The 23,822-nt window shown below is 37.5% G+C and carries 18 protein-coding genes and 1 pseudogene; 10 read left to right on the top strand and 9 right to left on the bottom strand.

Annotated features, from left to right (window positions below):
• Positions 1–1,233: hypothetical protein (locus H6607_00005; GenBank protein ID MCB9260748.1), on the bottom strand; the 1,233-nt coding region annotated here is incomplete at its 3' end.
• 282 nt (positions 1,234–1,515) lie between these two features.
• Here H6607_00005 and purL point away from each other — a divergent pair.
• Positions 1,516–3,729 carry a phosphoribosylformylglycinamidine synthase subunit PurL gene (gene purL / locus H6607_00010; protein ID MCB9260749.1) on the top strand — a complete coding sequence of 738 codons (2,214 nt, stop codon included), beginning with the start codon at positions 1,516–1,518 and terminating at the stop codon, positions 3,727–3,729.
• A 2-nt stretch (positions 3,730–3,731) separates the two neighbouring features.
• Here purL and H6607_00015 read toward each other — a convergent pair whose 3' ends face one another.
• The 3 genes from H6607_00015 to H6607_00025 all read right to left on the bottom strand — a co-directional run bounded on the left by H6607_00015 (position 3,732) and on the right by H6607_00025 (position 8,700).
• A complete protein-coding gene (locus H6607_00015; protein MCB9260750.1) occupies positions 3,732–4,646 on the bottom strand; it encodes a hypothetical protein in 915 nt (304 codons plus the stop codon).
• Between the two features lie 104 nt (positions 4,647–4,750).
• On the bottom strand, positions 4,751–8,062 hold the full coding sequence (locus H6607_00020) for a hypothetical protein (protein MCB9260751.1): 3,312 nt from the start codon (positions 8,060–8,062) through the stop codon (positions 4,751–4,753).
• 38 nt (positions 8,063–8,100) lie between these two features.
• The gene (locus H6607_00025) at positions 8,101–8,700 is read right to left on the bottom strand and encodes a hypothetical protein (protein ID MCB9260752.1); all 600 of its coding nucleotides are present in this window, start codon (positions 8,698–8,700) and stop codon (positions 8,101–8,103) included.
• A gap of 133 nt (positions 8,701–8,833) precedes the next feature.
• Between H6607_00025 and H6607_00030 the strand changes: the two genes are divergently transcribed.
• Entirely contained in the window at positions 8,834–9,313 is a 480-nt protein-coding gene (locus tag H6607_00030) for a DUF255 domain-containing protein (GenBank protein ID MCB9260753.1), read from the top strand.
• Between the two features lie 51 nt (positions 9,314–9,364).
• Entirely contained in the window at positions 9,365–10,771 is a 1,407-nt protein-coding gene (gene rlmD / locus H6607_00035; protein ID MCB9260754.1) for a 23S rRNA (uracil(1939)-C(5))-methyltransferase RlmD, read from the top strand.
• Between the two features lie 27 nt (positions 10,772–10,798).
• Here the strand turns inward: rlmD and H6607_00040 are convergent, their stop codons facing one another.
• Complete coding sequence (locus tag H6607_00040; protein MCB9260755.1) at positions 10,799–11,059, bottom strand: RNA-binding protein; 261 nt, start codon at positions 11,057–11,059, stop codon at positions 10,799–10,801.
• Between the two features lie 53 nt (positions 11,060–11,112).
• Between H6607_00040 and H6607_00045 the strand changes: the two genes are divergently transcribed.
• The 3 genes from H6607_00045 (at position 11,113) to H6607_00055 (ending at position 15,552) form a co-directional block, all read left to right on the top strand.
• On the top strand, positions 11,113–12,687 hold the full coding sequence (locus H6607_00045) for a hypothetical protein (GenBank protein MCB9260756.1): 1,575 nt from the start codon (positions 11,113–11,115) through the stop codon (positions 12,685–12,687).
• A gap of 239 nt (positions 12,688–12,926) precedes the next feature.
• On the top strand, positions 12,927–14,513 hold the full coding sequence (locus H6607_00050; GenBank protein ID MCB9260757.1) for a hypothetical protein: 1,587 nt from the start codon (positions 12,927–12,929) through the stop codon (positions 14,511–14,513).
• A gap of 19 nt (positions 14,514–14,532) precedes the next feature.
• A complete protein-coding gene (locus H6607_00055) occupies positions 14,533–15,552 on the top strand; it encodes a glycosyltransferase family 2 protein (protein ID MCB9260758.1) in 1,020 nt (339 codons plus the stop codon).
• Between the two features lie 52 nt (positions 15,553–15,604).
• Here the strand turns inward: H6607_00055 and H6607_00060 are convergent, their stop codons facing one another.
• On the bottom strand, positions 15,605–17,380 hold the full coding sequence (locus tag H6607_00060) for a T9SS type A sorting domain-containing protein (protein ID MCB9260759.1): 1,776 nt from the start codon (positions 17,378–17,380) through the stop codon (positions 15,605–15,607).
• A gap of 245 nt (positions 17,381–17,625) precedes the next feature.
• Between H6607_00060 and H6607_00065 the strand changes: the two genes are divergently transcribed.
• From H6607_00065 to H6607_00080, 4 genes and pseudogenes are all read left to right on the top strand, one after another.
• The gene (locus tag H6607_00065) at positions 17,626–18,012 is read left to right on the top strand and encodes a hypothetical protein (protein MCB9260760.1); all 387 of its coding nucleotides are present in this window, start codon (positions 17,626–17,628) and stop codon (positions 18,010–18,012) included.
• 44 nt (positions 18,013–18,056) lie between these two features.
• A pseudogene (locus H6607_00070) lies at positions 18,057–18,403 on the top strand (TfoX/Sxy family protein).
• Positions 18,400–19,053 carry a class I SAM-dependent methyltransferase gene (locus H6607_00075; GenBank protein MCB9260761.1) on the top strand — a complete coding sequence of 218 codons (654 nt, stop codon included), beginning with the start codon at positions 18,400–18,402 and terminating at the stop codon, positions 19,051–19,053. The pseudogene H6607_00070 and the gene H6607_00075 overlap by 4 nt, the downstream one beginning before the upstream one ends.
• A 56-nt stretch (positions 19,054–19,109) precedes the next feature.
• Positions 19,110–19,568 carry a hypothetical protein gene (locus H6607_00080; GenBank protein ID MCB9260762.1) on the top strand — a complete coding sequence of 153 codons (459 nt, stop codon included), beginning with the start codon at positions 19,110–19,112 and terminating at the stop codon, positions 19,566–19,568.
• A 2-nt stretch (positions 19,569–19,570) separates the two neighbouring features.
• Here the strand turns inward: H6607_00080 and H6607_00085 are convergent, their stop codons facing one another.
• The 3 genes from H6607_00085 to H6607_00095 are packed head-to-tail and all read right to left on the bottom strand — an operon-like array spanning position 19,571 to position 23,743.
• Complete coding sequence (locus H6607_00085) at positions 19,571–21,964, bottom strand: T9SS type A sorting domain-containing protein (protein MCB9260763.1); 2,394 nt, start codon at positions 21,962–21,964, stop codon at positions 19,571–19,573.
• The gene (locus H6607_00090; protein MCB9260764.1) at positions 21,964–23,202 is read right to left on the bottom strand and encodes a hypothetical protein; all 1,239 of its coding nucleotides are present in this window, start codon (positions 23,200–23,202) and stop codon (positions 21,964–21,966) included. The genes H6607_00085 and H6607_00090 overlap by 1 nt, the downstream gene beginning before the upstream one ends.
• Complete coding sequence (locus tag H6607_00095) at positions 23,195–23,743, bottom strand: sigma-70 family RNA polymerase sigma factor (protein MCB9260765.1); 549 nt, start codon at positions 23,741–23,743, stop codon at positions 23,195–23,197. The genes H6607_00090 and H6607_00095 overlap by 8 nt, the downstream gene beginning before the upstream one ends.
• Positions 23,744–23,822: the final 79 nt, after the last annotated feature.

Raw genomic sequence — 23,822 nt, forward strand, 5'->3', positions numbered from 1 at the left:
GCCCGTACCATCGGTTTTGCTCATAAGCGTACCGGCAGTACAAGTGATAACGTTTCCAGGAATACCGGTAATGGTACCTGGACCCATTTCTACATCACAACCTTTTACAACTTCCACGTAGTCGTGTTTAATCAACACTTGTGATGAACCTATATCGTTAGAAGCAATAAGACCAATGCTCCATTTTCCAACATCAGGAAATCCGGGAACGCCTTTAGCTGTAAATACTTCAGGGTTTTGGTCGGCATACGTACTACCAGCAGTAATATCAATGTGTGTACCGGCAGAGTCTGCTTCTTGATACATAAACCACTCCCAGTAAATAGGACCATTGGTTGATAAATCTCTCAAGTTGAAGGTGCTAAAGATGTCAACTCTATTTGAAGTTGCAACAAAGTCAGCTACCGGAGGAGCAGTTGGAGTAATAATCTGAACACATTTAAGAGCAGAGTCTCTTCCAAGACAGTTTTCTGAGAAAAGACGCACACAGTGTTTTCCACCAGTTGTAAAGGTGGTTAATAGGTTTGTGCTTGTGGCATCAATCGTACCATTGTCTTCAATGTCCCAACCGTGGTAGAAGTAACCATCCTGGTTGTTGTTTACTAAAGAAACACGAGTTTTAATGTAGGCAGTGTCGGGCATATAAAAGCCTGCTGCCAAAGTTCCGGCAATACCAAGAGAAATGGTGTAATCCTCTGTCTCACCGTAGGCATAAGTTCCGCAAGGAGCAGTGTTTGTTCCTTCTTTCACAATAGCACGCAAACGAGTGCTGCCACTTTTAATGTTACATGGAACAGTAAAAGTAATTACGTGAACATAACCATTTGCAGAAGAACCTGTTGTACCTTTTCCCAACATTTCACCTGCATCATCAAAATCGCCGTCTTGGTTGTAGTCAATCCAAGCATTTCCGTAACGGGTGTAGTTTCCACCACAAGTACCGTTTTCAAGAGTAATGGTGTAGGCTTCACCTGCCGTCAAATCGGCCATTACAGTTCCTGTATTGTCGGTATAGTTGTCACAACCAGAACCGGTTTTTGAAACATCGAGAGTTTTTGTGTCTCCCTCCAAATAAGCTCGAGCACACTCAGAGTCTGCCGAAACGGTTGCGTTTGAGGTACAATACTGTGCCTCGGCAAACGCACCCGAAAGTAAAGTTGCTGCCAACAACGCTGAGAATTTTTTTCCAAACGGAATTCTCAATTTTTTTGTCGTAAATAAATCTGTTTTCATTAATTCTACTATAAGAAAATTTTGAACGCCAAACTTATACTTTTTTACGAATAAAAAGAAAGGAACAAAAAAATTTTAACAACAACATTATTAGGTGTTTACATCAAATTCAATCAAGAAAAAAATGCTTACTATTTTTACTCACAGCAAAAACGAAATCATAATGAGAACCTCAATAAACTTCTTTTTTACAAATGGTGGGATTCTTGTGAATGACAAACGGATGTTTCAACTTTTTTGTAAGCACTCATTCGTTAATTTTGCCCAATCAAATCTCGCAGTATGCAACAAACAACAGCACAAACCGCTATTGAGTTAGGACTAACCGCCGATGAGTTCGAGAAAATAAAAGAGATTTTGGGTAGAACGCCCAATTTTACTGAGTTGAGCGTTTACTCGGTTATGTGGAGTGAACACTGCTCGTATAAAAATTCGATTGTTTGGTTAAAAAAACTTCCCAAAGAAGGACCTATGATGCTGGCTGAAGCCGGACAAGAAAATGCCGGATTGGTGGACATTGGAGAAGGTTTGGCTTGTTGTTTTAAAATCGAAAGTCACAATCACCCTTCGGCTATTGAACCCTATCAAGGTGCGGCAACGGGTGTGGGCGGAATAAACCGAGATATTTTTTCGATGGGAGCCCGACCCATTGCTCAACTCAATTCATTGCGTTTTGGAAATATCAACACAGCCCGAACAAAATGGTTAACCAAAGGGGTTGTAAAAGGAATTGGCGATTATGGAAATTCTTTTGGAATTCCGACCGTTGGCGGCGAGGTTTATTTTGATGATTGCTACGAAACTAACATTTTGGTTAATGCCATGAGCGTGGGTATTGTCGAGGTTGGCAAAACTGTGAGTGCAGTGGCCGAAGGCGTTGGAAATCCGGTATATATTTTTGGAAGCAGCACAGGAAAAGATGGGATAGCAGGAGCGGCGTTTGCCAGCAAAGATATTGGCGAAGATGCCATGAACGACTTGCCAGCCGTACAGGTTGGCGACCCTTTTTGGGAGAAACTAATATTGGAAGCTACCATGGAAATAATTGAGACCGGTGCAGTGGTTGGTTTGCAGGATATGGGTGCTGCCGGAATAACCTGTTCTACTTGCGAAATGAGTGCTAAAAGTGAAACGGGAATGTTGATTGACTTGGACAAGGTACCACTTCGTCAAGACGATATGCTGGATTGGGAAATTCTTTTAAGCGAGAGTCAAGAGAGAATGTTGGCCATTATTGAAAAAGGACATGAAGCAAAAATTGAAAAAATCTTTGAAAAGTGGGATTTGACTTTTGCCAAAATTGGTGAGGTAAACAACAGTGGAAGAATTCAATACAAAAAAGATGGAGCAATAACTGCCGATGTACCAGCCGAAAGTCTGGTTTTGGGTGGAGGGGCTCCAGTTTATAACAGAGAATGGGAAGAACCTGCATACACCAAAAAAATAAATGAATTTGAAATAAAGAACATTTCTCAGCCTACAGAACTAAAGCAGGTTGCGGAGTTTATGACGGCGTTGCCAAATATCGCCTCAAAGCGATGGGTTTATAGACAATATGATAGCATGGTTGGCACCGTTAACCAAAGCACCAATCAACCAAGTGATGCGGCGGTTGTTCAAATAAAAGGCACGAATCGGTCGTTGGCATTAACAGTAGATTGCAATAGCCGATACGTATATGCTAATCCTGAAGAAGGAACAGCCATTGCTGTGGCAGAGGCGGCAAGAAATATTGTATGCACCGGTGGCAAACCATCTGCAGTAACCAACTGCTTAAACTTCGGAAACCCTTATGACAAAGGTGTTTATTGGCAGTTTAAAAATGCCATTTTGGGTATGAAAAAAGCCTGCGAAAAATTCGGAACACCGGTAACAGGTGGCAATGTGAGCTTCTACAACCAGAGCAGCGACGGAACTGCCGTATATCCCACACCAACCATAGGCATGGTGGGTTTGATAGAAAAACCAGAGCATATTACCACTTTGCACTTTAAACAAGATGGTGATTTAATTTATCTGTTAGGAGAAGAAAAAAATGATTTGGGCTCATCGCAATATGTTGCAAAATATCACAATGTTTCGCACTCCCCCTGCCCGTCATTTGATTTGGATAAAGAATATGAATTGCAACAAACCATAACTCAACTTATAGAAAACAGCTTGTTAAAAAGTTGTCATGATGTGTCGGAAGGTGGGTTGTTTGTAACGGTTTTAGAAAGTTGTATGGCCAGTGGCTTGGGTGCTAATATTACCACCAATTCATCCGTTAGAAAAGATGCCTGTTTATTTGGCGAAAGTCAGAGCCGAGTGGTAGTTTCTGTTGATAAAAACAATCTTTCGGCATTTGAAAGCATGATGGCTAAAAGCAACGTGGTTTATCGAAAACTTGGTGTGGTTTCTGGCGAACAATTGGTTGTGGATAGCGAAAAATTTGGAGCCATATCAAAATACAAAGAAATTTATGACACAGCCATTGAGAAAGCGTTGGTGGGGTAGCTTTAATTTTGAAAAGGCTCAGATTCCAAAATCCTAAGGGGTATTATTTTGACAATTTTATTTTTGACTTCCAAATCCAAGTTTGTAAAATTAGACCCAAAGTAAGCATTCGACAAATCATTTCTTACATTATCAAATGCTTGAATTATCGTGCTATAAACTCCAATATATTGCTGGTATGACGTAGAATTTTCGTGATCCAAACCAATAGCTCCCTTAAAACTTTCAAGCTCATCGAGCTTTTTTGATTTATCAATTTTTTTAATTGATTTTTCTATAATGAACCTGCGAACTGCGGCCTCAATATGTGTAATGTCAGCCGTATTGCCATCAACAGTTATGACATCATTTCCATCTACCATAATATGCAAAATGGAGGTAGAATCATATTCCAAATCTTTTTTGATGTGTGGTGGCAAAACCACTTTCAAACCTCTATTGCTTGTTAAATCAAGTTCCATGGCAAACAAGGTTATCAATGCAATAATGCGAGTTTTGTATAATGGATGGTCAAAATCTGAAGGTTCAAAGTTATTTGTGAACATTGATGCCATTTTTTTGATGTAATTGGAATCTATGTTCATCGGATTTCTCATAGAGCTATCCCCCTTTTGTTTCAAAAATCTATATTTTGATTTAGATAGGTCTCTGTTTTCCAAGTTGATTGATGGGCAGCCAATAATTAAATGATTCAAATTCAAATTATGAAGTTCTTTGTACATTTCTATTTTTGTGAACATTGAATCATACTCACCCTTTTCAAGGGCTTTCAAGGCCTTGGCATAGCTTTTCCCAGAGCTATCATCTAGAATTTTGTGTTTGATATAAATTGTTTGATACTTTTTGTACAACTCGTTCAAATCATATCCTAAACTTTCTGCTGCCCCCTCTTGGCAGTAAAAAATTTCATTTTCCAATTCAAAATCATAATGGTGACGGTTGCAACCAATTAGTACAGAAATAAAAAAAAATAAGATTCTATATTTCATATCAGACTGAAAGTTTAGATATAATGTCTCAACTAACCACCAATCTCCTCAAAATATTCCCGCACCTTTTGTTTGTAGTAAGGCGATAAACCCGGAGGAACTGTTTTGAGCAATTCCTGCTCTTTTTGCTTTTGTTTTAGATACTCCTCAATGTTAGGCGGAATGGGCTTTGCTTCTTCCTTTGCCTCAGTAGCCTTTCGTTTATTGTCCTGTTCTTGTTTTTGAAGAGCTTTTTCATGCTCCAGCATTCGGGTTAAAATTTCTTGTTGCCGTTTCAACACATCAGGGTTCAGCCTTTTGTTGTATAAATCGCGTTCCAAGTCATCCATCATTTGTTCGGTTTTGCCCATATCACCGTGGTTTTTACCCTCTTTTTCCAACTGGCTTCTTATTTCTGCCATTCGTCGTCTTATGGCTGCTTGTTGGGCGGCGGCCTCTCCAAAGCTTTGGCTACTGGGTTTTTGGCCACCTTCTTGTTGTTTGCCCATTTGCTCCAATTGCTTTTTAAGGCCTTCTTGCATCTGTCTGCTGTTTTTCATTTTGTCGCCACTCGAGTTGGGGTTGCTGCCACCCGGATTTTGGCATTGTCCGCTACCCGACATTTGGCTTTTCATTTTTTCTTGCATTTGGTCGAGACTGTTTTCAAGCATCAAGGCAAGGTTGTTCATGCTTGTCATTGCATGTTGCTCGTGGTTTATAACCATTCCGGTGTTTCGTTCGCCAAGCTCTTTTATGGATTTGTCAATATGATAATTAACCAATCCAATTTCTTCATTTATAAAATGTTGCACCTGCTCCACCCGTTTACTCAAAGCAATTAGCGAATCTTCAATCATTTTGCTATCGTCTCTGATTTTCTTTTGTTGCTGAGCAAGCTCCACATATTTCGGATTGTAGGTTCTCACTTGCTTAAAGTTATTCATCAGGTCTTCCTGATCCTTACTTACTTGCACCAAATTTTCGAGAATGGATCGAAGGGTATTATAGTCCTCAACATGCTGCTCTTTGGTGGCCTCTTCCATTTCTTTTTGAAGCTTGTCCGCAGCTTTTTTCATGTTTTCGGCGGCATTTTTTTGGTTTTGCCCAGCTTTATCATTTTTGTTTTTAGATATGTTTTCTTCGCTTTCCTTTTGCTGTTCGTCCACATTTTCTTTTTCCTCTTTCAGCTCGTTCAAATCCATGTTCAGAGGAGTTTCCATTTCTTGATTTTTCTTTTTTATATCATCCAAATCCTTTTTTGCTTTTTCAAATTCGTCTGATAATTTCTTTTGTTCTTTAAGCAATTCATCGTTTGATTTCTTTTTGTCTTCGGTTTGCTCTGCCAGCTTTTCTTGCTTTTCCGCAAGGTCATTCAATTTGTCAACCGTTTCGTCCACCTTTTTCTCCAATTGAAGCATTTTTAGCTGCTCCATCATTCTATCTAATTGATTTTTGATGTCCTTGTCATTGAGTTTTAATTGCTCGAGCTGTTGCATCAGTTGGTCTTTCTGATTTTTTTGCATCATCTCCTCAATTTTTTCGAGCAATTCTTTCATTTCATCATTCATTACCTCATCAAAAAGGTCTTGAATTTCCTGTTGTTTGTCAAGAATTTGTTGGTCAATTTGTTTAAACTCATTTTCCTTTTGAATATTCTGCTCGTTTTGTTCAACAATATTTTCAAGCTGTTCTGAAAGGTTTTCATGCTTTTTAAGCAGTTCTTCAATCTTCTTCTTGTCTTCCCAAGTCAACTCACGTTTTTCGGTAAGTTTTTTCTCTAATTCTTCGATGTCTTTTTGAAGATTGCCTATATCTTTTTTACTGTCAGAAATATCATCTTTTATCTTCTCATTATTTTTTTCTGATTGCTTGTTTATCTCTTCAATGCTTGGTGCAGCAAAAATTTGTTTTGATGTTTTCGATGATTTATTGCCAAACACAGCATCGTTATCCCATACTTCAAAGTAGTATTCCAATTTATCTTCGGCCTCTATGCTCAGCTCATTCAAATCCCAGAAATAGTAGAAACTTTGGGTTTTTAAATCGCTGTTCAATTTGATGGGAACATTCTTTTCAAGCCCTTTTTTGGTTGGGTTGTTTGAATTCAAAAATTTGTAGTGAAAAACAAGCTTGCTCAAACCATAATCATCGCCCACTTTTCCGAGCATATATATCATTTTTTGAGTGCTAGAATCTGCTTTTTCATCGACTTTTATTTCGGGGTAATTGTCCGGAATTATTTGAACCGAGTACACCATCGAATCGCCATTTTTAACGTCGGTGTTTGAGGTTTTGATATTAAATCGATTTGATTTTAAAATGCGTTGGGCAAATTCAAAACGACCAGCACTCGGCTTTATTTTGGTCGATTTTCCATCAAAATCAAAAATGGCTTCTTCAGCATTTTTAGCATTTATTTTCCATTTTATTTGAGTACCAACCGGCACAGTAACCTCCGATGTATTTTTAATCCATTCGTCCTTTAACCCAGTATATTCGGGGTAATCCATAAATGTTTCATAGCCCACCAATGTTGGTTTTGATAGCGTTTTTAAGGTGTAGGTGTTGCTTTCAAAATCATCGGCCAAAAAATGAAAATCCATGGTTTTACCCACCTTTTTTATGGTGTAGGTAAAATGGCCAATTTGCTGATTGGTCATCTTAAATTTGTTCCCATCAAGGTTAAGATAAACCTCTCCAGGCACTTGGCTTCCAATTGTTTTTAGTTTTATTTCCACCTCCGAGTTTTGAAGCACCGTAAGGTTGTCCATGTCCAAAACAAATTCAAACGGGGCTTCGCGTTCAAAGGTTTTGTTGTAGTGCATCAAACGGTTTGCACTATCATTAAAACCTTTGTTTACAACCGACATAAGCACAAAAAGTAATACCGGAATGAGGGCATATTTTATGTACTTTTTGTTGGCATTAATATCAATGGCCTGATGGAAAGGGATGGGTTTTAGCTCGGCAGTTTTTTGCTCAATGGCGGCTCGCAAGAGGCTATCATCATCTGCATTTGCACCGAGTTGAAGTGTGTTTATCAGTTTATCGCCAATAGCAGAAAAATGCTGCCCAACTATGGTTGCAGCTTGATTATAATCTAAAGTTTTGCCCAATTTATTGAGCTTGAGCAGCGGAATTATTACAAATTTGACAAGTATTACCGCACTGAAAATGGTAAATACTCCGAAAATGGCCGTGCGTATTTTTGAATTAAAATGCCCAAAATATTCAAACAAAGAGGCGACCAAAAAAGCAGAAATAATGCCAGCCGTTACCCATAAAATACCTCTAACCAATTGATTTTTATAGTATTTTCGGATAAAGGCATCCAGTTTTTCCAGAAGAATGTTGTTTTTTTCCACGCTCTATTATTCTACTTTTTGCAGAACGGTAAAAGTAATTAATTATTTTTTTCTTTGGCCAATTGCATGGTTTCTTTAAACGTCATAATTGTGCCATTAACTCTACCTAAAAGTTCTATTTCTTTAAACCCCATTTTCTTTAAATCGTTTTCAAAAAGCAGTGCTTTTTTATATGAGCTAAATCTTGCCAACACTAATGCGTCTCTCTCATCAAGAGGCCTGCCCTGAATTTTAGCCATTTCACTTTTATATTTTTTAAGGTCAAAATCGCCTTTAAATTTTATGTGGATTTCAAAGAAAATTCCTTCAAAATCATCTGAGTTTTCGAGCAATGCTTCGTTAGCCAACTGCAACTGTAGATTGGTCTGCAACAAGCTATCAAGCCTATTTTTTACCGAGTCGGACGTAGCATTGATATTGGTTTGATGAGCAGTTTTGGTAAGGGCCTTTAAAGTTGAAATTTTAAACGACTGCCACAACACAATGCCAATTGAAAAGGCTAAAAACGACCCCAAAATGATGGCCCATAACCTAAATTTTTGAGCGTTTTGCTGCTCAATATTTTTTAAATAATCCGACTCTTTAGGAGATTCTATTTCTCCTGATATTTTAAACTTGGTATCTCTAATAGATGTCAATTCTAAACTACAAAAAATATTTGATGGCTCGAAATTATGAGTTTAGATTTACAAAACAGCTCAATAAATAATACTAACTTCGCAAAACATTCGGAATGGTTTTTGTCATGCTCCGAGTAATAATAATAAAAAAATGAAAAAAGCATTGCTCTTACTTCTTTTTGTATCAACGTTGTTTACCATATCGTCCACAACAAAAACACAACATGTGGCTTGGAAACAGTGGAATGAAGGATATCCCTCAGCAAAAAGCCAAAATAAAGTAGCCATTATTGATGTATATACCGACTGGTGTGGATGGTGCAAAAAAATGGACAAAGACACGTATGAAGATTCGACTATTATGGCCATGATAGATGAAGATTTTGTAGCGATTAAATTTAATCCCGAATTGGGGGGGCTGTATAACGTAAACGATACTACTCTGGATGGTAGAACTCTGCTTTCGGCCATGAATCAAGGCGGACCTAATAGTGGTTATCCCACCACATTTTTCTATATACCGAGCATAAACCAAATGTATAAAGTACCTGGATATCATGGAGCTGAAGAGTTTAAAAGCATTTTGGAGCAAATTCAAGAGTTTCACGAATCGCAGGCAAAGGGTCAATAATCAACATAAGAAGTTAAATTCTTGAGAAAGAAGAATCTTTACGGCACGCAATTGCAGAGCATTACAATTGAGCGGGCTGGTGCAGAGGGCAATTGCATTGCTCATTGGAACGGAAAGGTGGTTTTTGTAAAAAAGGCCGTGCCGGGCGATGTGTGTGACTTAAAAATAGTAGGTAAAAAGAAGAAGTTTTTAATTGCCGAAATCGAAATCATCCATCAAACGGGTTCAACGCGAACAACTCCATTTTGCAATCATTTTGGGGTGTGCGGCGGTTGCAAATGGCAACAAATGAGCTACGAGTCACAATTAGATTTTAAAACCCAACAGGTAAAAGACGCTTTTGAGCGAATCGGCAAACTGCCTTTTGAGAACATTCCAAAAGCCTTAGGAAGCCGACGAACCGAGTTTTATCGAAACAAAATGGAATATACATTCAGTCACAGTAGATGGCTGGAGCGGGAGTTGATTGAGGCAAATGAATTTGTTGAAAATCCCGGTTTGGGTTTTCATATACCGCAGCGATTCGACAAAATTGTGCACATAGATAAATGTTGGTTGCAGCACGACTTGGCCAATCAAATCAGGAATTGGTGTTATGATTATTCGATTAAAAACAACTTTGAATTTTATAATGCCCGAACAAAAGAAGGGTTTGTTCGAAACCTGATGCTTCGGAATAATAGAAGAAATGAGTGGATGGTTTTACTCACTTTTGGGTATGAAAGCGATGAAATCAAACCGATGCTTTCTGCCTTAAAAATGGAGTTTACCGAAATAATATCGTTGGTTTATGCCATCAACGAAAAAGTGAATGACAGTCTATATGATTTGGATATTCAGACATTTGACGGAGAAGAGTATTTAAAAGAAACGCTAAATGATTTGAATTTCAAAATACGTCCAAAATCATTTTTTCAAACCAATCCAGAGCAAGCCGAGATTTTGTATGAAACAGCGTTGGAGTTTGCCGACCTAAAAGGACACGAAAATGTATATGACCTTTATTGTGGTACGGGAACCATCAGCTTGTTTTTAGCCAAAAAGGCAAGAAAAGTGGTGGGCATAGAAAGCGTGCCGCAGGCTATTGCCGATGCCAACGAAAATGCTAAAGACAATAAAATTGACAATTGCCAATTTGTGGTGGGTGATATGAAAGACGAACTAAACGATGATTTTACCACAAAATATGGCAAGCCAGATGTAATAATAACCGACCCTCCGAGAGCAGGAATGCATCAAGCGGTTGTGGAGCAAATACTAAAATTGGAAGCTCCACGGGTGGTGTATGTTAGCTGCAACCCCGCCACACAAGCCAGAGATTTGGATTTGATGCGAGAAAAATATAGGATTATCAAAGTTCAACCCGTTGATATGTTTCCGCACACGCACCATGTGGAGAATGTGGTTCTTTTGGAGTTGACTGGCAGTTTGGAGAGTTCAGACCTAAATAAACCGTGATAAGCCGCGGCAAATCGCGGTGCAAAGCTAACTCCAGATATTAACCTTTCTTGGTTTGGCTTTTTCTACAACAATGGCTTTTCCGTTTATTTCTTTGCCATTAAGTTCTTCCATTGCTCTTTGGCCGTCTTTTTCGTTTACCATTTCCACAAACCCCATTCCTTTGTGTTCGCCCGTAACTCGGTCGTACACCACTTTCACATAATCAATTTCGCCAAAGGGGTTAAACAACATTTCTAGATAATGAGCATTGTAGCTTTCGGGCAAATTTTTAACAACCAAGTTCATGCTTTTTTTGTGCGAAGGTAGTGATGTTTCCGTCAAACAATTAAATTTGGTGCATGAAAAACAGACTATTTTATTCCGTATTAATCGCCCTAACCCTTTTGTCATCGAATGCCTTTGCTCAAGAATTGTTTAACTACCCTCAGTTTGAAATGAAGGGTTTGAAGAACATTAAACTTGAACATAGTAGATATATTTATGATGACAAAATGGAAAAAACCCCATTTGGGTATCTTGTCCAAGAAGGTTCAGGTCTTTTGGACAAAAATTATCAATTTCATCATTACAATAAAAACTTTGAGAGAATGGCGAGTTCAAAGGTTGTCCCTGACTTAGTTCCGAGCATGGATAATGAGGCTTCGTATTCATTGGAGAAAGTTGTATATACAGACTCGAAAATGTTTGTTTTCTATGAAAGGTATGGAAAAAAGGACGGTATGGCCAGTTTGCATTATGTGGAGGTGGCACCTAATTCACTAAAAAAAATGGGTGCTGCTAAAAAGATTGCCCAACACAAAATTTATTATACCAACACCGTTCAAGATCGGGGCTGGTTTCGGGTCGATCAATCGTGTAGAAATGGATGGATTAAGATAGTAAATGTTCATGCCAAAACAGAGGAGCAAATCCAAGAAATATCCGTATTTGACAAAGATATGCAGTCTTTGGATATAGAGTATCCCGAGGACGATGAAGTGGTGAATAAAATACCGGCAACATATTCTTTTTACTCCCCAACCTACACCATCGGCGATGACTTTTTATTTGTTGCTAATTCGAATGAGGCGACATCAACAGCATACAATTCTAGAGAGATAATTCTCAGAAGATTCTATATGGAAAAAGATGAGTTAAAACTCAAAGAATTTAATTATATCCCAAAACATGATGGTGGTGAATTTCAGCTAAAGGGATACAGAATTAAAAATGGGAAAGTCGCAATTTTTGGTAAAATTATTCAAGAGGACCACCATTGTATAGGGGTGTATGTATGCCAGATAGATATTGAAACACAAAAACTAGATTATGAATGGACTTTTGATTTTCAGGATTATGATAAATCCAAGTTTTCCGAAACGTTCGTTTCTGAAATAATAGATGGATTGAATACGAATGTGGTTAATCGGCAAAAAAACATATTACTTCTTGCATCTGATAGTGGTATGTATGTTGGTTTTGAAAGGTATAATGCTTCATACAGCGGAAGCTCTCAATACATTCGTAACGAGGATATACTGATATTTTATATTGACAAGAACCAAGGATTTCAGAATTTGAGTAAAATTGATAAAAACCAAATTTCAAAAAAGGAAAAAACGGAATACCTTGCTTCCAAATATATGTACACGGATAAAGATGGAGCTCTTAAAATTATTTTCTATGACAAACCAAAAAATGTGTCGCCCGCTCCATTAAATAGTCAGTCTTCAAAACCTCAAATTTTGGAAACAACGCTTTTACCAAATGGAGAAGCAAGTACTAAATCCATAGGTGTTTTGAAGAGCAATAATTATGAGTATTACCTCAATTTCAACTTATACATTCGACTTGAGGACTCCGAAAACAACTACTTAATGTCTATCACCAACGGGAGTGAAGCCAAGTGGGCGATAATTTCTCTAAAGGAATAGCATAGCAAAAACATAGGTTTCAATACCTTTGCCCATTATGCACTACCCAAAGGTGTTGGTTGTTATACTCAATTTAATACACGGCAATTGCTCGATTTATGAACAATTGGGTAAAGAGGTTTAAAACGCTATTTTCACCATTAGGTTGTTGTTTTTCGCAATTTTAAAAAAAAAGGTTTATCCTTCTTTTTGTATGAAGGTAGTTAATATCATTTGGTTAGAAAGGATACATTTGAAGAATGAAAAAATTAATTTATCAGCTAATAGTAGTAACTTGTTTACATTCACTTTCATGCATTGATTCATCTGCTCAAAGCGTTAACAACCATCTTTTTTCAATTGATTTTGATGCCAAAAGTGAGAATTTGGATATTATACCTTTCATTCCATCTGTTGTTAGCAATAATTATGTTATTGCATTAGAATATAACAACGGGCCAAATTTGGTTAAATTCAAAGAAAATTCGATAGTCGAGAAAAGGATAAAATTGAGTCCTGAAATAATTCCATATCGAACAGTGAAAAATCAGTTAAGGATAAATGGAGTATTTCTTTTTGGGGGAAAACTGTATGTTTCTTACAAATTCAATTCAGAAACTAAGTTGTTTTATTACGTTGCTCAGTTTTCACTGGAAGATTTAACACCCATAGGTGAGCCAATCTTGTTATTAAGTCATCAATTTGAAGAGGAATATAATAAGGGAGATATTGAAATGTCGTTTGCAGACAGCAGTGCTTCATACTTGGTGCTATGTGAAACATTACCACTGGGAAAAGCAAATTTTGAAACTAGTGAGCGGTTTGTTGTGTTTGACGAGGATTTGAAAAAGATCCACACCCACAATTTTGAGGGTGCAACAGAAAAATATGTAGTTGAATTATATCAAAGCACCGTGGATAAAGAAGGCAATTTGTTTTATTTGTCCGGAATAACGGAATATGAAGTTAAGGCAAAAGCAAAAAGAAATGACATTAATTACACGGCGACAAAGAAATATTACTTTGGGAAAATAGATATTGAAAAGAAGGAGACAGAAGAGTTGGAGATAGAATTAGAAGATGAGAGTTCAATAATTAGTGCTGAGTTCTATTTTGATTCGAACCAAGTTGCTCATATCGCTGGATTGTACGAATCGAACGGATTGGGCTGCAATTGTCCAGCTTCTAAAAAATCAAGCGGCTTCTTTAGTGTTACTCTTAACATGAATGAGTTTTATATAGAGAATGATTCATATATGAAATATGACGAAGGATTTTTTTCTGTTGCAAGTCAAGGACAAACCAAGCGTTTTACTCGTGTCGGGGGATTATTTAGTACTCCGGCTCGAGAAATTATTCAGGCTCGCAAAGGGGTCTTTTGCCTTTTTGAATCACGAATTTGGGGTGCCTTCGGAGAGTACTACGAAGAAATTATTGTACTGTATGTTGATGAGAAGGGGGAGGTTGAGTGGTATAAAACAATTGAAAAGAACCAATCAACTCAGCAGATGGATGTGAATGAATATAGTCCAAGTCAGCAGATGGATGCGAATGAATATAGTTTTTTTGCCTTCGGTAGCGATGACAATTTGGTAATTTTATTCATGGCACCAGCCAAAAGTGTTACAGCATATCGTTCTCAAAAAGTTGAGGATAAAAAAGAATATTTATTCGTAGCTTCTCTAAATACCGAACAAGAGTTTCGGATTGAAGCCCTCTATTCTAAGAATGAATACAAGTACATTCCTTTTGTCAAAAGTGCCATTTGCCTTGATGATAATACCTTTTTTATTCCCCATAGAAAGGGAAAACATGACAAGTACGCTGTATTAAAATTGGCAAAATGAAATAAATATGATTGGCATTATGCACTACCCAAAGGTATCGGTTGTTATACTCAATTTTAATACACGGCAATTGCTCGAACAATTGTTGCCCTTTGTTTTAAAAACAGAATATCCAAACCTTGAAGTGGTGGTGGCGGACAATGCTTCGACCGACCATAGTGCAGAGCTTGTAAAGACCAAGTTTCCGGAAGTAAAGCTAATTGAACTTGCTGAAAATTTTGGTTTTGCCGAAGGCTACAATCAGGCATTAAGGCAACTTGATACAGATTTTTGGGTACTCCTAAACAGTGATGTGGAAGTGCCACAAAATTGGTTGAAACCAATGATGGATTTGATGTTGTCGAACGACCAAATAGCAGCGGTGCAACCAAAAATTTTAGATTATTTCAAACGCGATTTCTTTGAATACGCAGGAGCTTCTGGTGGGTTTATCGACAAACATATTTACCCATTTTGTCGTGGTAGAGTAATGAACGAACTGGAAGCGGATAATGGACAATATGACGATGCAAAACCAGTTTTTTGGGCAACAGGTGCGGCCATGTTGGTTCGTGCCAATGTCTATAAAGCATTGAATGGATTGGATGCCGATTTTTTTGCCCACATGGAAGAAATTGATTTGTGTTGGCGAATAAAAAATGCAGGTTCTGAAGTTTGGGTTTGCCCTCAAAGCACGGTATATCACATGGGCGGAGGCACGTTGGCAGCTACAAGCCCACGAAAAACATTTTTGAACTTTAGAAATAACCTATGCTTAATGACTAAAAATCTAAAAGCCAGTGAATTGGTTCGGGTGTTGGCCATACGATTGGTTTTGGATGGAGTGGCAGGGCTTAAATTTTTGGTTGACGGAAAACCAGGCCTTACTTGGGCTGTGGTAAAAGCTCATTGGGCATTTTTTATAAAATTTGGTTATTGGGCATCAAAGAGAAAAAGGGTACCCAACCAATTGCCGCTGAAACAACATACCGGAGTTTATGGCCATAGTCTGATTGTGGCTCATTTTGCAAAAGGCAAAAAAAAATTCAGTGATTTATAACAAAAAAAACCTCTCCGTTTGGAGAGGTTTTTCTATAAAAAAGTAAGAAATCTTATTTTAAAACAACTCGTTTTAAAGCCGAAGATTTTTCAGCATTAATCTCAATTAGGTACATGCCCGAAGCAAGATTTTCAAGAGAAACAATAGCGTTCAACCCGTTTGCAGAGGTTTTAGAAACGACATTTCCTTGAATATCAAATACTCGAATGCTTGTCAAATTTTCAACAGATTCAATGTAAACAACACCTTCGGTTGGGTTAGGGAAAACCTTGGCAGAAAGCGTAAATTCTTTAATTCCTGCGTTTCTGTATTTCTCTATATCACTCAATTTTCTTGGGAAAATTTGATAACCGGAATTGTATGGAGAAGAATTGTCGAACTGACCACCAATTCCTGTAATTTTCAACGTATCCCATTCAATTGGTTGACCAACTATGTCAGAAGCATCTCTATCAATGCGTACTTGGAAAGTGTCTGTGCCATTGGTCATCCACACATTTCCATTGTCTGGCCAAACGGTGTTGGTGTCGGCCACCCATACTCTGTCAATAACGATAAAGTCCGATTCGGTTTCTTCTGAAGGTTTGGAAACCATAACAGCATCTTTCAATGTGTTTCCACTACTATTTACTTTAATACTATCAGCAAAAACCTCTGTCAAACCGTTGTAGAAATCCATTTTTCCTCTAACCGTAATTTCATCACCTTCTGTTACTACATAATCAGAAACATCATTAAAGTTAAAGATATTTACGCCAGCGGTAGAGTCGATAATGGTAAAAGAAATACCGGCATTTCCATCAAAATCAATTCCGTAAACAATACCAGTTACCTCTACTTTTTGACCTTTATTGGCAATGTTAAAATCGGCTGCATTAACCTTTACGTCTTTAATTTTAGCTACCAAATAATCATCATCTTCAATGGTGATGGTCATTGTTGAATCTGCAGTTAGCAATGCACCTGAAGACACGTTTCTCAATGTCAACATGATGGTTGAATTGCCAGAAGCCATTGTATTATCATTTAGTGTAATATCAAAAGTTTCGTTGCTGCTTGAGCCTGCGGCAAATGTCAATGTGGTTGGAGAAGTAGCCGAATATTCCGCTCCGTTTGTGGCCGAACCCCCGGTTATTACCACTTCAACAGTTGTAGCTACTGTGGATGACGGGCTTGCAATACCTACATTTACAGACACCATGCCTGCATTTTCCTTAAAGGTAGCTGAGGTAGCTTTAAAACCAACTTCTGGAGTTGGCGGAACATAACAATCGCTGGTGTGCGAACCTAAGTATGTTGTTGTGTTTTGTGGGTAAACATCCCATTCGTTCACGCCTGTTGTCCAATCTAAAGAACCACCTTTAATGGTTGATTTTCTTACCAAAGTATATTCACTTGAAGCTCCACTCCCGACAGTCCAATTGGTTCCTGGATCGATTCCAGGAGTGCCAAAAATGTCAAGTGCAGTTTGAGTAGAAATTTTGAACAAAGTCAAAGCATCGTCACCATTGAAATTGGTAGCCGAACCTGTAGTATCTTTTAAAGCCAAAATGGCTGCATTTGCACTAGCGTTGGCAACAATGTACACATCGTAAGAAGCCAAACTACCACTTAAATAAAAAGTGTCTGTGGTTGATACACCACCGTTTAATCTCAAAATGGCGTAATCCGACAAATCAATGGCCGAGCCTGTTGGATTGTAGATTTCAATAGCTTTGTTGTTGCTGCTGCCCTCGATATATTCCGAAAAGAATAACTCGTTGCACTGGGCAAAACCTGACATTGCCATTGCGGCAACTGCAATAATTGAAAGGAAAAGTTTTCTCATTTTTTTACTTTTTTACTTGTCTTTTGACTGCGAATTTATTGAGTTTAGAGCTAAATAGTCAAGCAAATCAGTATTAAATTGCCGTTTAATTTATGGTTGTAGCTATAACTGGCATTAAATAAGGATGTTAAACGATTGTCATCCTTATTGGTCGTTCGTTAAGTAAGGTGGTTCGTTTGTGAAAAGTGGCTTTTAAGGTTTGTTTTCTTCATCGAAGTTTACACTTTTTCTAATGTCAAATTACGATGGTTAAACCAATCTTTTACATTTTGTTGGCCATATTTTTTTTCACTGGTTGCGATTTTCAGAAAAACAAAAATGTCCAAAATAATATAAACGAACAGACCCAATTCATTATATCATACTTCGAACTAGAAATTGGTGATTCGGGTAAAATGTATCTTGAAGGCAAATTAAAGAACCTAAACGAACTGCAAATGGAAATGCAAAAATCATTGAAAACCAATGGAAAGAAGATGGTAATTTATTTGAGACATGACGAGCAAATGAGTTATTATAACTACAATCAATTTTACCAAGAACTTGACAAAATTTTTAAAGAATTAGAAACCAAGTTTCAAGCAGAAATTATGTTGACGGGAGAATATCAGTACACGATAATTTGTCGTTGAAAGCTCTGTTTTTGGAGTAAGTTTGTGTCAATAAATATTGTGAAATGGCATACGATAATTTTTTAGCAGATAGAATTGGAAATCATTTAAAACGCCACAGCGTGCATTTTGAGAGCAAAGAAATGATGGGGGGCTTGTGTTATATGGTGGATGACAAAATGTGCATTGGCATTATAAAAAATGAATTGATGGCTCGCATCGGTGAAAAATTAAGGCTCGAAAACGAACACAAGCCGGGTTGCAGACAAATGGATTTTACAGGAAAACCTATGAAAGACTATGTTTTTGTTTCGCCTGATGCGATAGACAGAGAGGATGATTTAGCCTTTTGGTTGATTTGTGTTTACAGTTTAACCCGCTAGCCAAATCGAGCAAAAAAAAGAAAAAATGAGAAACGGAGACAGTGAAGAATTAGCCGCCCAGCTACGAAAACCAAGTGGAGAAATGGGTTTGCAAGTGGCCGATTTTATGAACAAAGGCAATGAACTTCTCAATAGAAACACCATCGACAAAATAGATTTTGGGCCAGGAAAACGGGTGGTGGAAGTGGGTATGGGCAATGGCAAGTTTGTGGCCGAACTATTTGAAAGACAGTGCGATATATACTATTCTGGCTGCGATTATTCGGAGTTGATGATAGCCGAAGCCGAACGTATAAACCGACATTTTATTGACCAGAAAAAGGCTAACTTTTATCAGAGTCAAGCGGCAAATTTGCCTTTTGATGCCCATTCGATAGATATTATTTTTACCGTTAATACCATTTATTTTTGGGAGAATTACCACGCTGTTTTAAATGAATTTAAACGTGTTTTAAAATCTTGTGGACAGCTCGTGATTGGCATGCGGGCAAAAGAGCAAATGCAGCATTATGGATTTGTAAAACACGGCTTTCAAATGTTTCATCCACGCGAAGTAGAGCAGCTTTTGACAACTTCAGCATTTAAAAATGTCAATTCATATCTCATCAACGAACCCGATTTTATTACTGAAAATCAGGTGTTTAAAATAAAATCGTTGATTGTTTCGGCGAATACATAGCATTTGTTGCTTGCTATTTTGAACCAATAGTCGCAACTTTCGCAAAAATTAAGATTATGAAACGAACATATTTTTTTGGTTTAGTGTCAATTTTATTTTTAACCACTCTCACAATCACAAATTGTGCCCCTGATTCATCAACTTCCGACGATCAAGTTACACTCAACAATTTGTTTTGTGGCGTAGATCAATTGTCACAAAATCATACAGTTGGCACATCACCCTGTCCGCAAGATATTTCTACCTTAAACATTCTGCTTACTGAAGACCCTACCATTGGTCATCCGGATTCGATAAGTGTAACATTGAACAATACTTCGCTGGATGCCTTCTTTCAGGATAATGGTGAACGAACGATTGGTGGTTTGGCCGTGGTGAATTCGACGAAACTCAGAATCATGTTTACTTGTGCCACACAAGAAAGCTTTACCGGTACTGTTTCTATAAACTACTTCAAAGACGGGAAACTTGTTTTGAAAGAAGATGTTGATGTAACCATGAACATTACCAAATAAAATTAGTGGGTAAGCACCACCGGCAGAGTTTCAAATCCGAGCGAATGTTCAATGCGAACCCAATAAATGCCTGCTTGCAGCTTGCTTAAATCAATGGTGCTGGATGCTTGGTTTGTACTAAACTTTTCGGAAGAAATGATTTTGCCATCGGTTGTTATAACGATTGCGGCAAGCATATTTTTATTTTTGGCAAAAACCTGAATCATCCCGTTGGTCGGGTTTGGAAATAGGGTAAAATCATCGGAGTTGTTTGGGTAAAGTGCTGGTTTCTCAACTACCTTAGAAACCGTAGTGTTTGTAACAACAGGTTTTTGATAATCAAAATAGATATAGGCCGTATTTTCTATTGTTTGCCCAACAGTTAATTGATTTGACAAACCAGCCAAATAGGTGATGTATCCACTGCTTTCTTCATCGCCAACCCACTGCTGGGGCATAAGGTAAATTTCTTCAAAACTCCAAACAATGGCGTGGCCTCTCACTTTATATGACGAAGAATAATGTTGATGATGACTGTTGTCTAAAATTTGAAGATATTCTAATGGCATCGTAGGGTCAATGGTATCCACCACATGGATATTTGCCGCTGCTGCCGTACCCAAATTTTGAAAACGGATGTGATAATTTAAGTTTTTCTCGCCAACAACAATTTCTTCTTTATCACATTGTTTATCATTTGGGTCAAAGGCAGAAACCACCATTTGCTCCAAACTGCTTTCGGCAATGTTTGCTTGATTAATAGATTGGGCGTTAACCTCAAAAAGTAATTTTTCGTTCATTTCAATAAGGTCAGGATCTATTCTAAAATCAATGTCAATGACTTGATTTTCTGAAAGTTCCCAACCAATTGTATGTTGGCTTATCGTGGTTGGTTTCACGGAAAAAACGGCATCTGTTAGCCGCTCGTCGATTTTTAAAGAGAGCAATACCGGAAATTTGCTCTTGTCTGCAGAGTGGCAGCTCAAAACATATTTTTCCGTATAACCATGTTTTGCCAAAAACCCATTTTGTCCGGTTATTGATGCTTTCAGTTTAACAATTCCAGGATCAATTTGGAGGGCAAAATTTTCTACCAAAACAGAATCTGTATTGGTTGTTCTTACAGTTCTTTCTTCTCCATTACAATTCGGATTTTCATTGTCTTTGGCAAATATTTTTATGGTGCTTGTTTGATTGTTGGGAATAAAAAGACTGTAGAAACCTTGAGCATTGGTGCTGGTATAGTAGCTGCCGTTGTTCAACGAAATAAGTGCATTCTGGCGTGGTTCATCGCCAGCATCAAACACGCAGTTTCTGTTATTGTCAATAAAAACTCTGCCACTCAAAATGCTGTTTCCAGGTTTTAACACAGCAATATGGTCGAAATTTTTACCTTTTAGTTTAGAAAAATATCCACTGATAACCAGCTTATTATCATACGTTGAAAGGGAAATTTCCGTACTATGTGTTGCCGCAATATCAGCATCAAACAAAATAATTTCAGTGGTCTGTTGGTCGATGCTAATCAGCCGAATAAGGTTGTTTTTAGAATCCTTAAACAAACCAGAAGCATACAATTTTCCGTTATACTCCTCAATACTATTCATCGAAACAATTTCCAAATTCATATTGCCCATTTTCTGCCATGTTTGGTCATTTTTAAAATAAAACCCTTCCGAATTTATGGCAACAAGATGATTCTGAAAGGAGGTCAAATCAATAAAATTTTGGGTAAACGAATGTGGCACCTCAAACCAACGGTCATTGGCAAAACCCGCCAAATTCCTGCACTCAACAGATTCAATCTCGCTAAAATTTCCTGAAACATAAAGTGTATCATTGGCCACAGTAAGGCTATTAAAGGAATTTCCGACAGAATTTATTGGATGCCAAAAGTCGTTTTGCAGCCGAACCAAATTTTTTACGTCTCTGCCGTCGGCGAGGTCAAAATCACCACACACAAACAATTGGTTTTGGAATGATTTCATACCCGAAATAGAAAATTCGTCATGAATAATTCGGGAGGATTGGATTCCTCCTGCTACCGATTTCCATCGTTCTCCGTCCCATTTGACGATACCTTTAATTTGCTCATTTTGGGCATAAAACGAACCTCCAACATATAGTTCATTTTTATGAAATGCCAAACGCATTTGGTGAGCGGAATCATAGAAAACGTTGTTGGCATTTAAGGTTGGCAGACTGGTCCAAAACAGGCCGTTCCAGTACCGAAAACGAAAATTGGCCGCTCTATATCCTATACCAGTATTTGGCGAAAAGGCATAAAGATTTTGGTTGGAAGTTATTGTTTTTTCTATCGATACATTGGGTACTTCATCCAATGCGACAAACAGTGATTGAGCTTTTATAGAAAAAGCCGAAAAAACAATCAATATGCCAAAGAGGAAACGTTTCACTAATGCAAAAATCCGAATTTAATAGAGAACGAGTTAAACCCTACTGAATAAATACCCTTTATTTGGCTCAAACCAAAATTGTTTCCGTAGGTGGGTTCTATAAACCAACGATAGTTTTCGTTTCTTCGCCAAAGGGTAAAGCCCACGTTAAAGGCTAAATTACCCTGTTTATAGTTTGAAGAATTGAAGGTCTCCACCTCATTCAAATAAACAGCGTTTGGTGTTTGGCCGCCACTTGCTATCAACATTTGCGGAGTGAATTGAGCTAAAAATGATAATCCAATTTTATTTTTTTGAGTGATGTCGTAAGAAACACTCAACGGTAATTGAACAAACGAATAGTGATGAGCAGAGTTAAACCGAATATTTTGCGGCAACAACTTGGTGTAACCTATTATGGTTCCATTTTTTTCTAAAATTGGGCGTTCGGAATAGTCAAAATTATAATGAGCCAGCACCCTATAATGGCTAAAACCTAAACCAACCATCGGTGTTATTTTTGCATATTTTTTTCCTGCGGTTAGGCTAAAATCGATGCCTAAATTGGCCACTTCACTGCTATTTCTAATCGATGTATAATCCTTGTGATTTCTAGAAGGAGATGAAATACTTCCCGCAGAAATGGTCGGGGCATTGTAATTTGGACCTAAACTGAGTTTCAACACATTTTCGGCTGTTTTTAACAAAGGAAGACTATCAGAAATAAGGTTAGACAGCTTGTAAATAATTGAATTTGAATTAATTATGGTATCAAATATAACAAAATGTGGTGTGTGTTGGTGTTGGAAAGACTTTGGCACAAACCTTGGAAGTTCGATAGAATTCTTTGTTGAAACCATTGAAATTGGAGAGTCATTAACTTGTATTTCTTTTGGTTTCGAATCAGGTTTTACTCTTTTGAATTCATGCAATTTTTCGGTTATCGTATTTTCTTTTTTTATGTCTGAAGTGTCAATTATTGGCTGTTCTTTGGCTTTCATATTTTCTGGATGATGCAAATCGGTATGAGGCAAATTGACCTTTTTGGATTGATGATTTTTATTAAACATAGAGAAATAAGCCCAAGAGCCAATACCAATGATTAAAGTGGCAGTGGAAATAATTCTCCACCAAAAAGCGGCCCTCTTTTTTGACCTTTTTTGTTCAAACGAATTCCAGTCAATGCCATCGGCATCCATTTCGGCATTATCAAATAAGCCGTGCAAAAGTTGGTCGATATTTTTTTCTGACTTAGCCAATGTTCAACAATTTTTTTAACGCCGCTCTGGCTCGTGATAATTTTGAACGAGAAGACGATTCTTCAATTCCTAATTCTTGAGCTATTTCACTATGACTCAAATTTTCGATGGCATACAGATTGAGCACTATTTTATAATCGGGTCTTAGTTTACTCATTGCTTCCAAAACAGCTTTTTGTGAAATTTCTTCCTCTTCTTCATACATCATTTCGTTGGTTTCTTCAGTATAAATTTCTTCAAAATAGTGGATATATTTTTTGTAAGCCGACCGAACATAATCGATGCAATTGTTTGTAAACAAGCGTTTTATCCAAGCCGAAAAGGAGGATGTACCACTAAAAGACGATATGTTTTTAAAAAGTTTCATAAAACCTTCGTGAAGCAAATCTTTTGCTTCATCGGCATTTGAACTGTATCTCAAACAAATTGCGTACATCGATTTATAATAGGTTTCGTAAACTATTTTTTGACATTTTTTGTCGTTGCGGCAGCACCCCTCAATAACTTCACCCGAAATTTCAACTTGTCCTTTAGCCGACATGTATTGTCTATATATAGTTGTACCAAAAGCAAAACTATGTTTTTTATTATTTGACGATAAAACTCAAAAACGTTGCAGA

It is taken from the genome of Flavobacteriales bacterium (genome assembly GCA_020635395.1).
Lineage (GTDB): Bacteria > Bacteroidota > Bacteroidia > NS11-12g > UBA9320 > UBA987.

Bases quoted from the DNA above. Each gene is read 5' to 3' on its own strand.
- purL (MCB9260749.1), top strand. From the start codon at position 1,516: ATGCAACAAACAACAGCACAAACCGCTATTGAGTTAGGACTAACCGCC.
- H6607_00030 (MCB9260753.1), top strand. From the start codon at position 8,834: ATGAAAAAAGCATTGCTCTTACTTCTTTTTGTATCAACGTTGTTTACC.
- H6607_00040 (MCB9260755.1), bottom strand. From the start codon at position 11,059: ATGAACTTGGTTGTTAAAAATTTGCCCGAAAGCTACAATGCTCATTAT.
- H6607_00045 (MCB9260756.1), top strand. From the start codon at position 11,113: ATGAAAAACAGACTATTTTATTCCGTATTAATCGCCCTAACCCTTTTG.
- H6607_00050 (MCB9260757.1), top strand. From the start codon at position 12,927: ATGAAAAAATTAATTTATCAGCTAATAGTAGTAACTTGTTTACATTCA.
- H6607_00055 (MCB9260758.1), top strand. From the start codon at position 14,533: ATGCACTACCCAAAGGTATCGGTTGTTATACTCAATTTTAATACACGG.
- H6607_00060 (MCB9260759.1), bottom strand. From the start codon at position 17,380: ATGAGAAAACTTTTCCTTTCAATTATTGCAGTTGCCGCAATGGCAATG.
- H6607_00065 (MCB9260760.1), top strand. From the start codon at position 17,626: ATGGTTAAACCAATCTTTTACATTTTGTTGGCCATATTTTTTTTCACT.
- H6607_00075 (MCB9260761.1), top strand. From the start codon at position 18,400: ATGAGAAACGGAGACAGTGAAGAATTAGCCGCCCAGCTACGAAAACCA.
- H6607_00080 (MCB9260762.1), top strand. From the start codon at position 19,110: ATGAAACGAACATATTTTTTTGGTTTAGTGTCAATTTTATTTTTAACC.
- H6607_00095 (MCB9260765.1), bottom strand. From the start codon at position 23,743: ATGTCGGCTAAAGGACAAGTTGAAATTTCGGGTGAAGTTATTGAGGGG.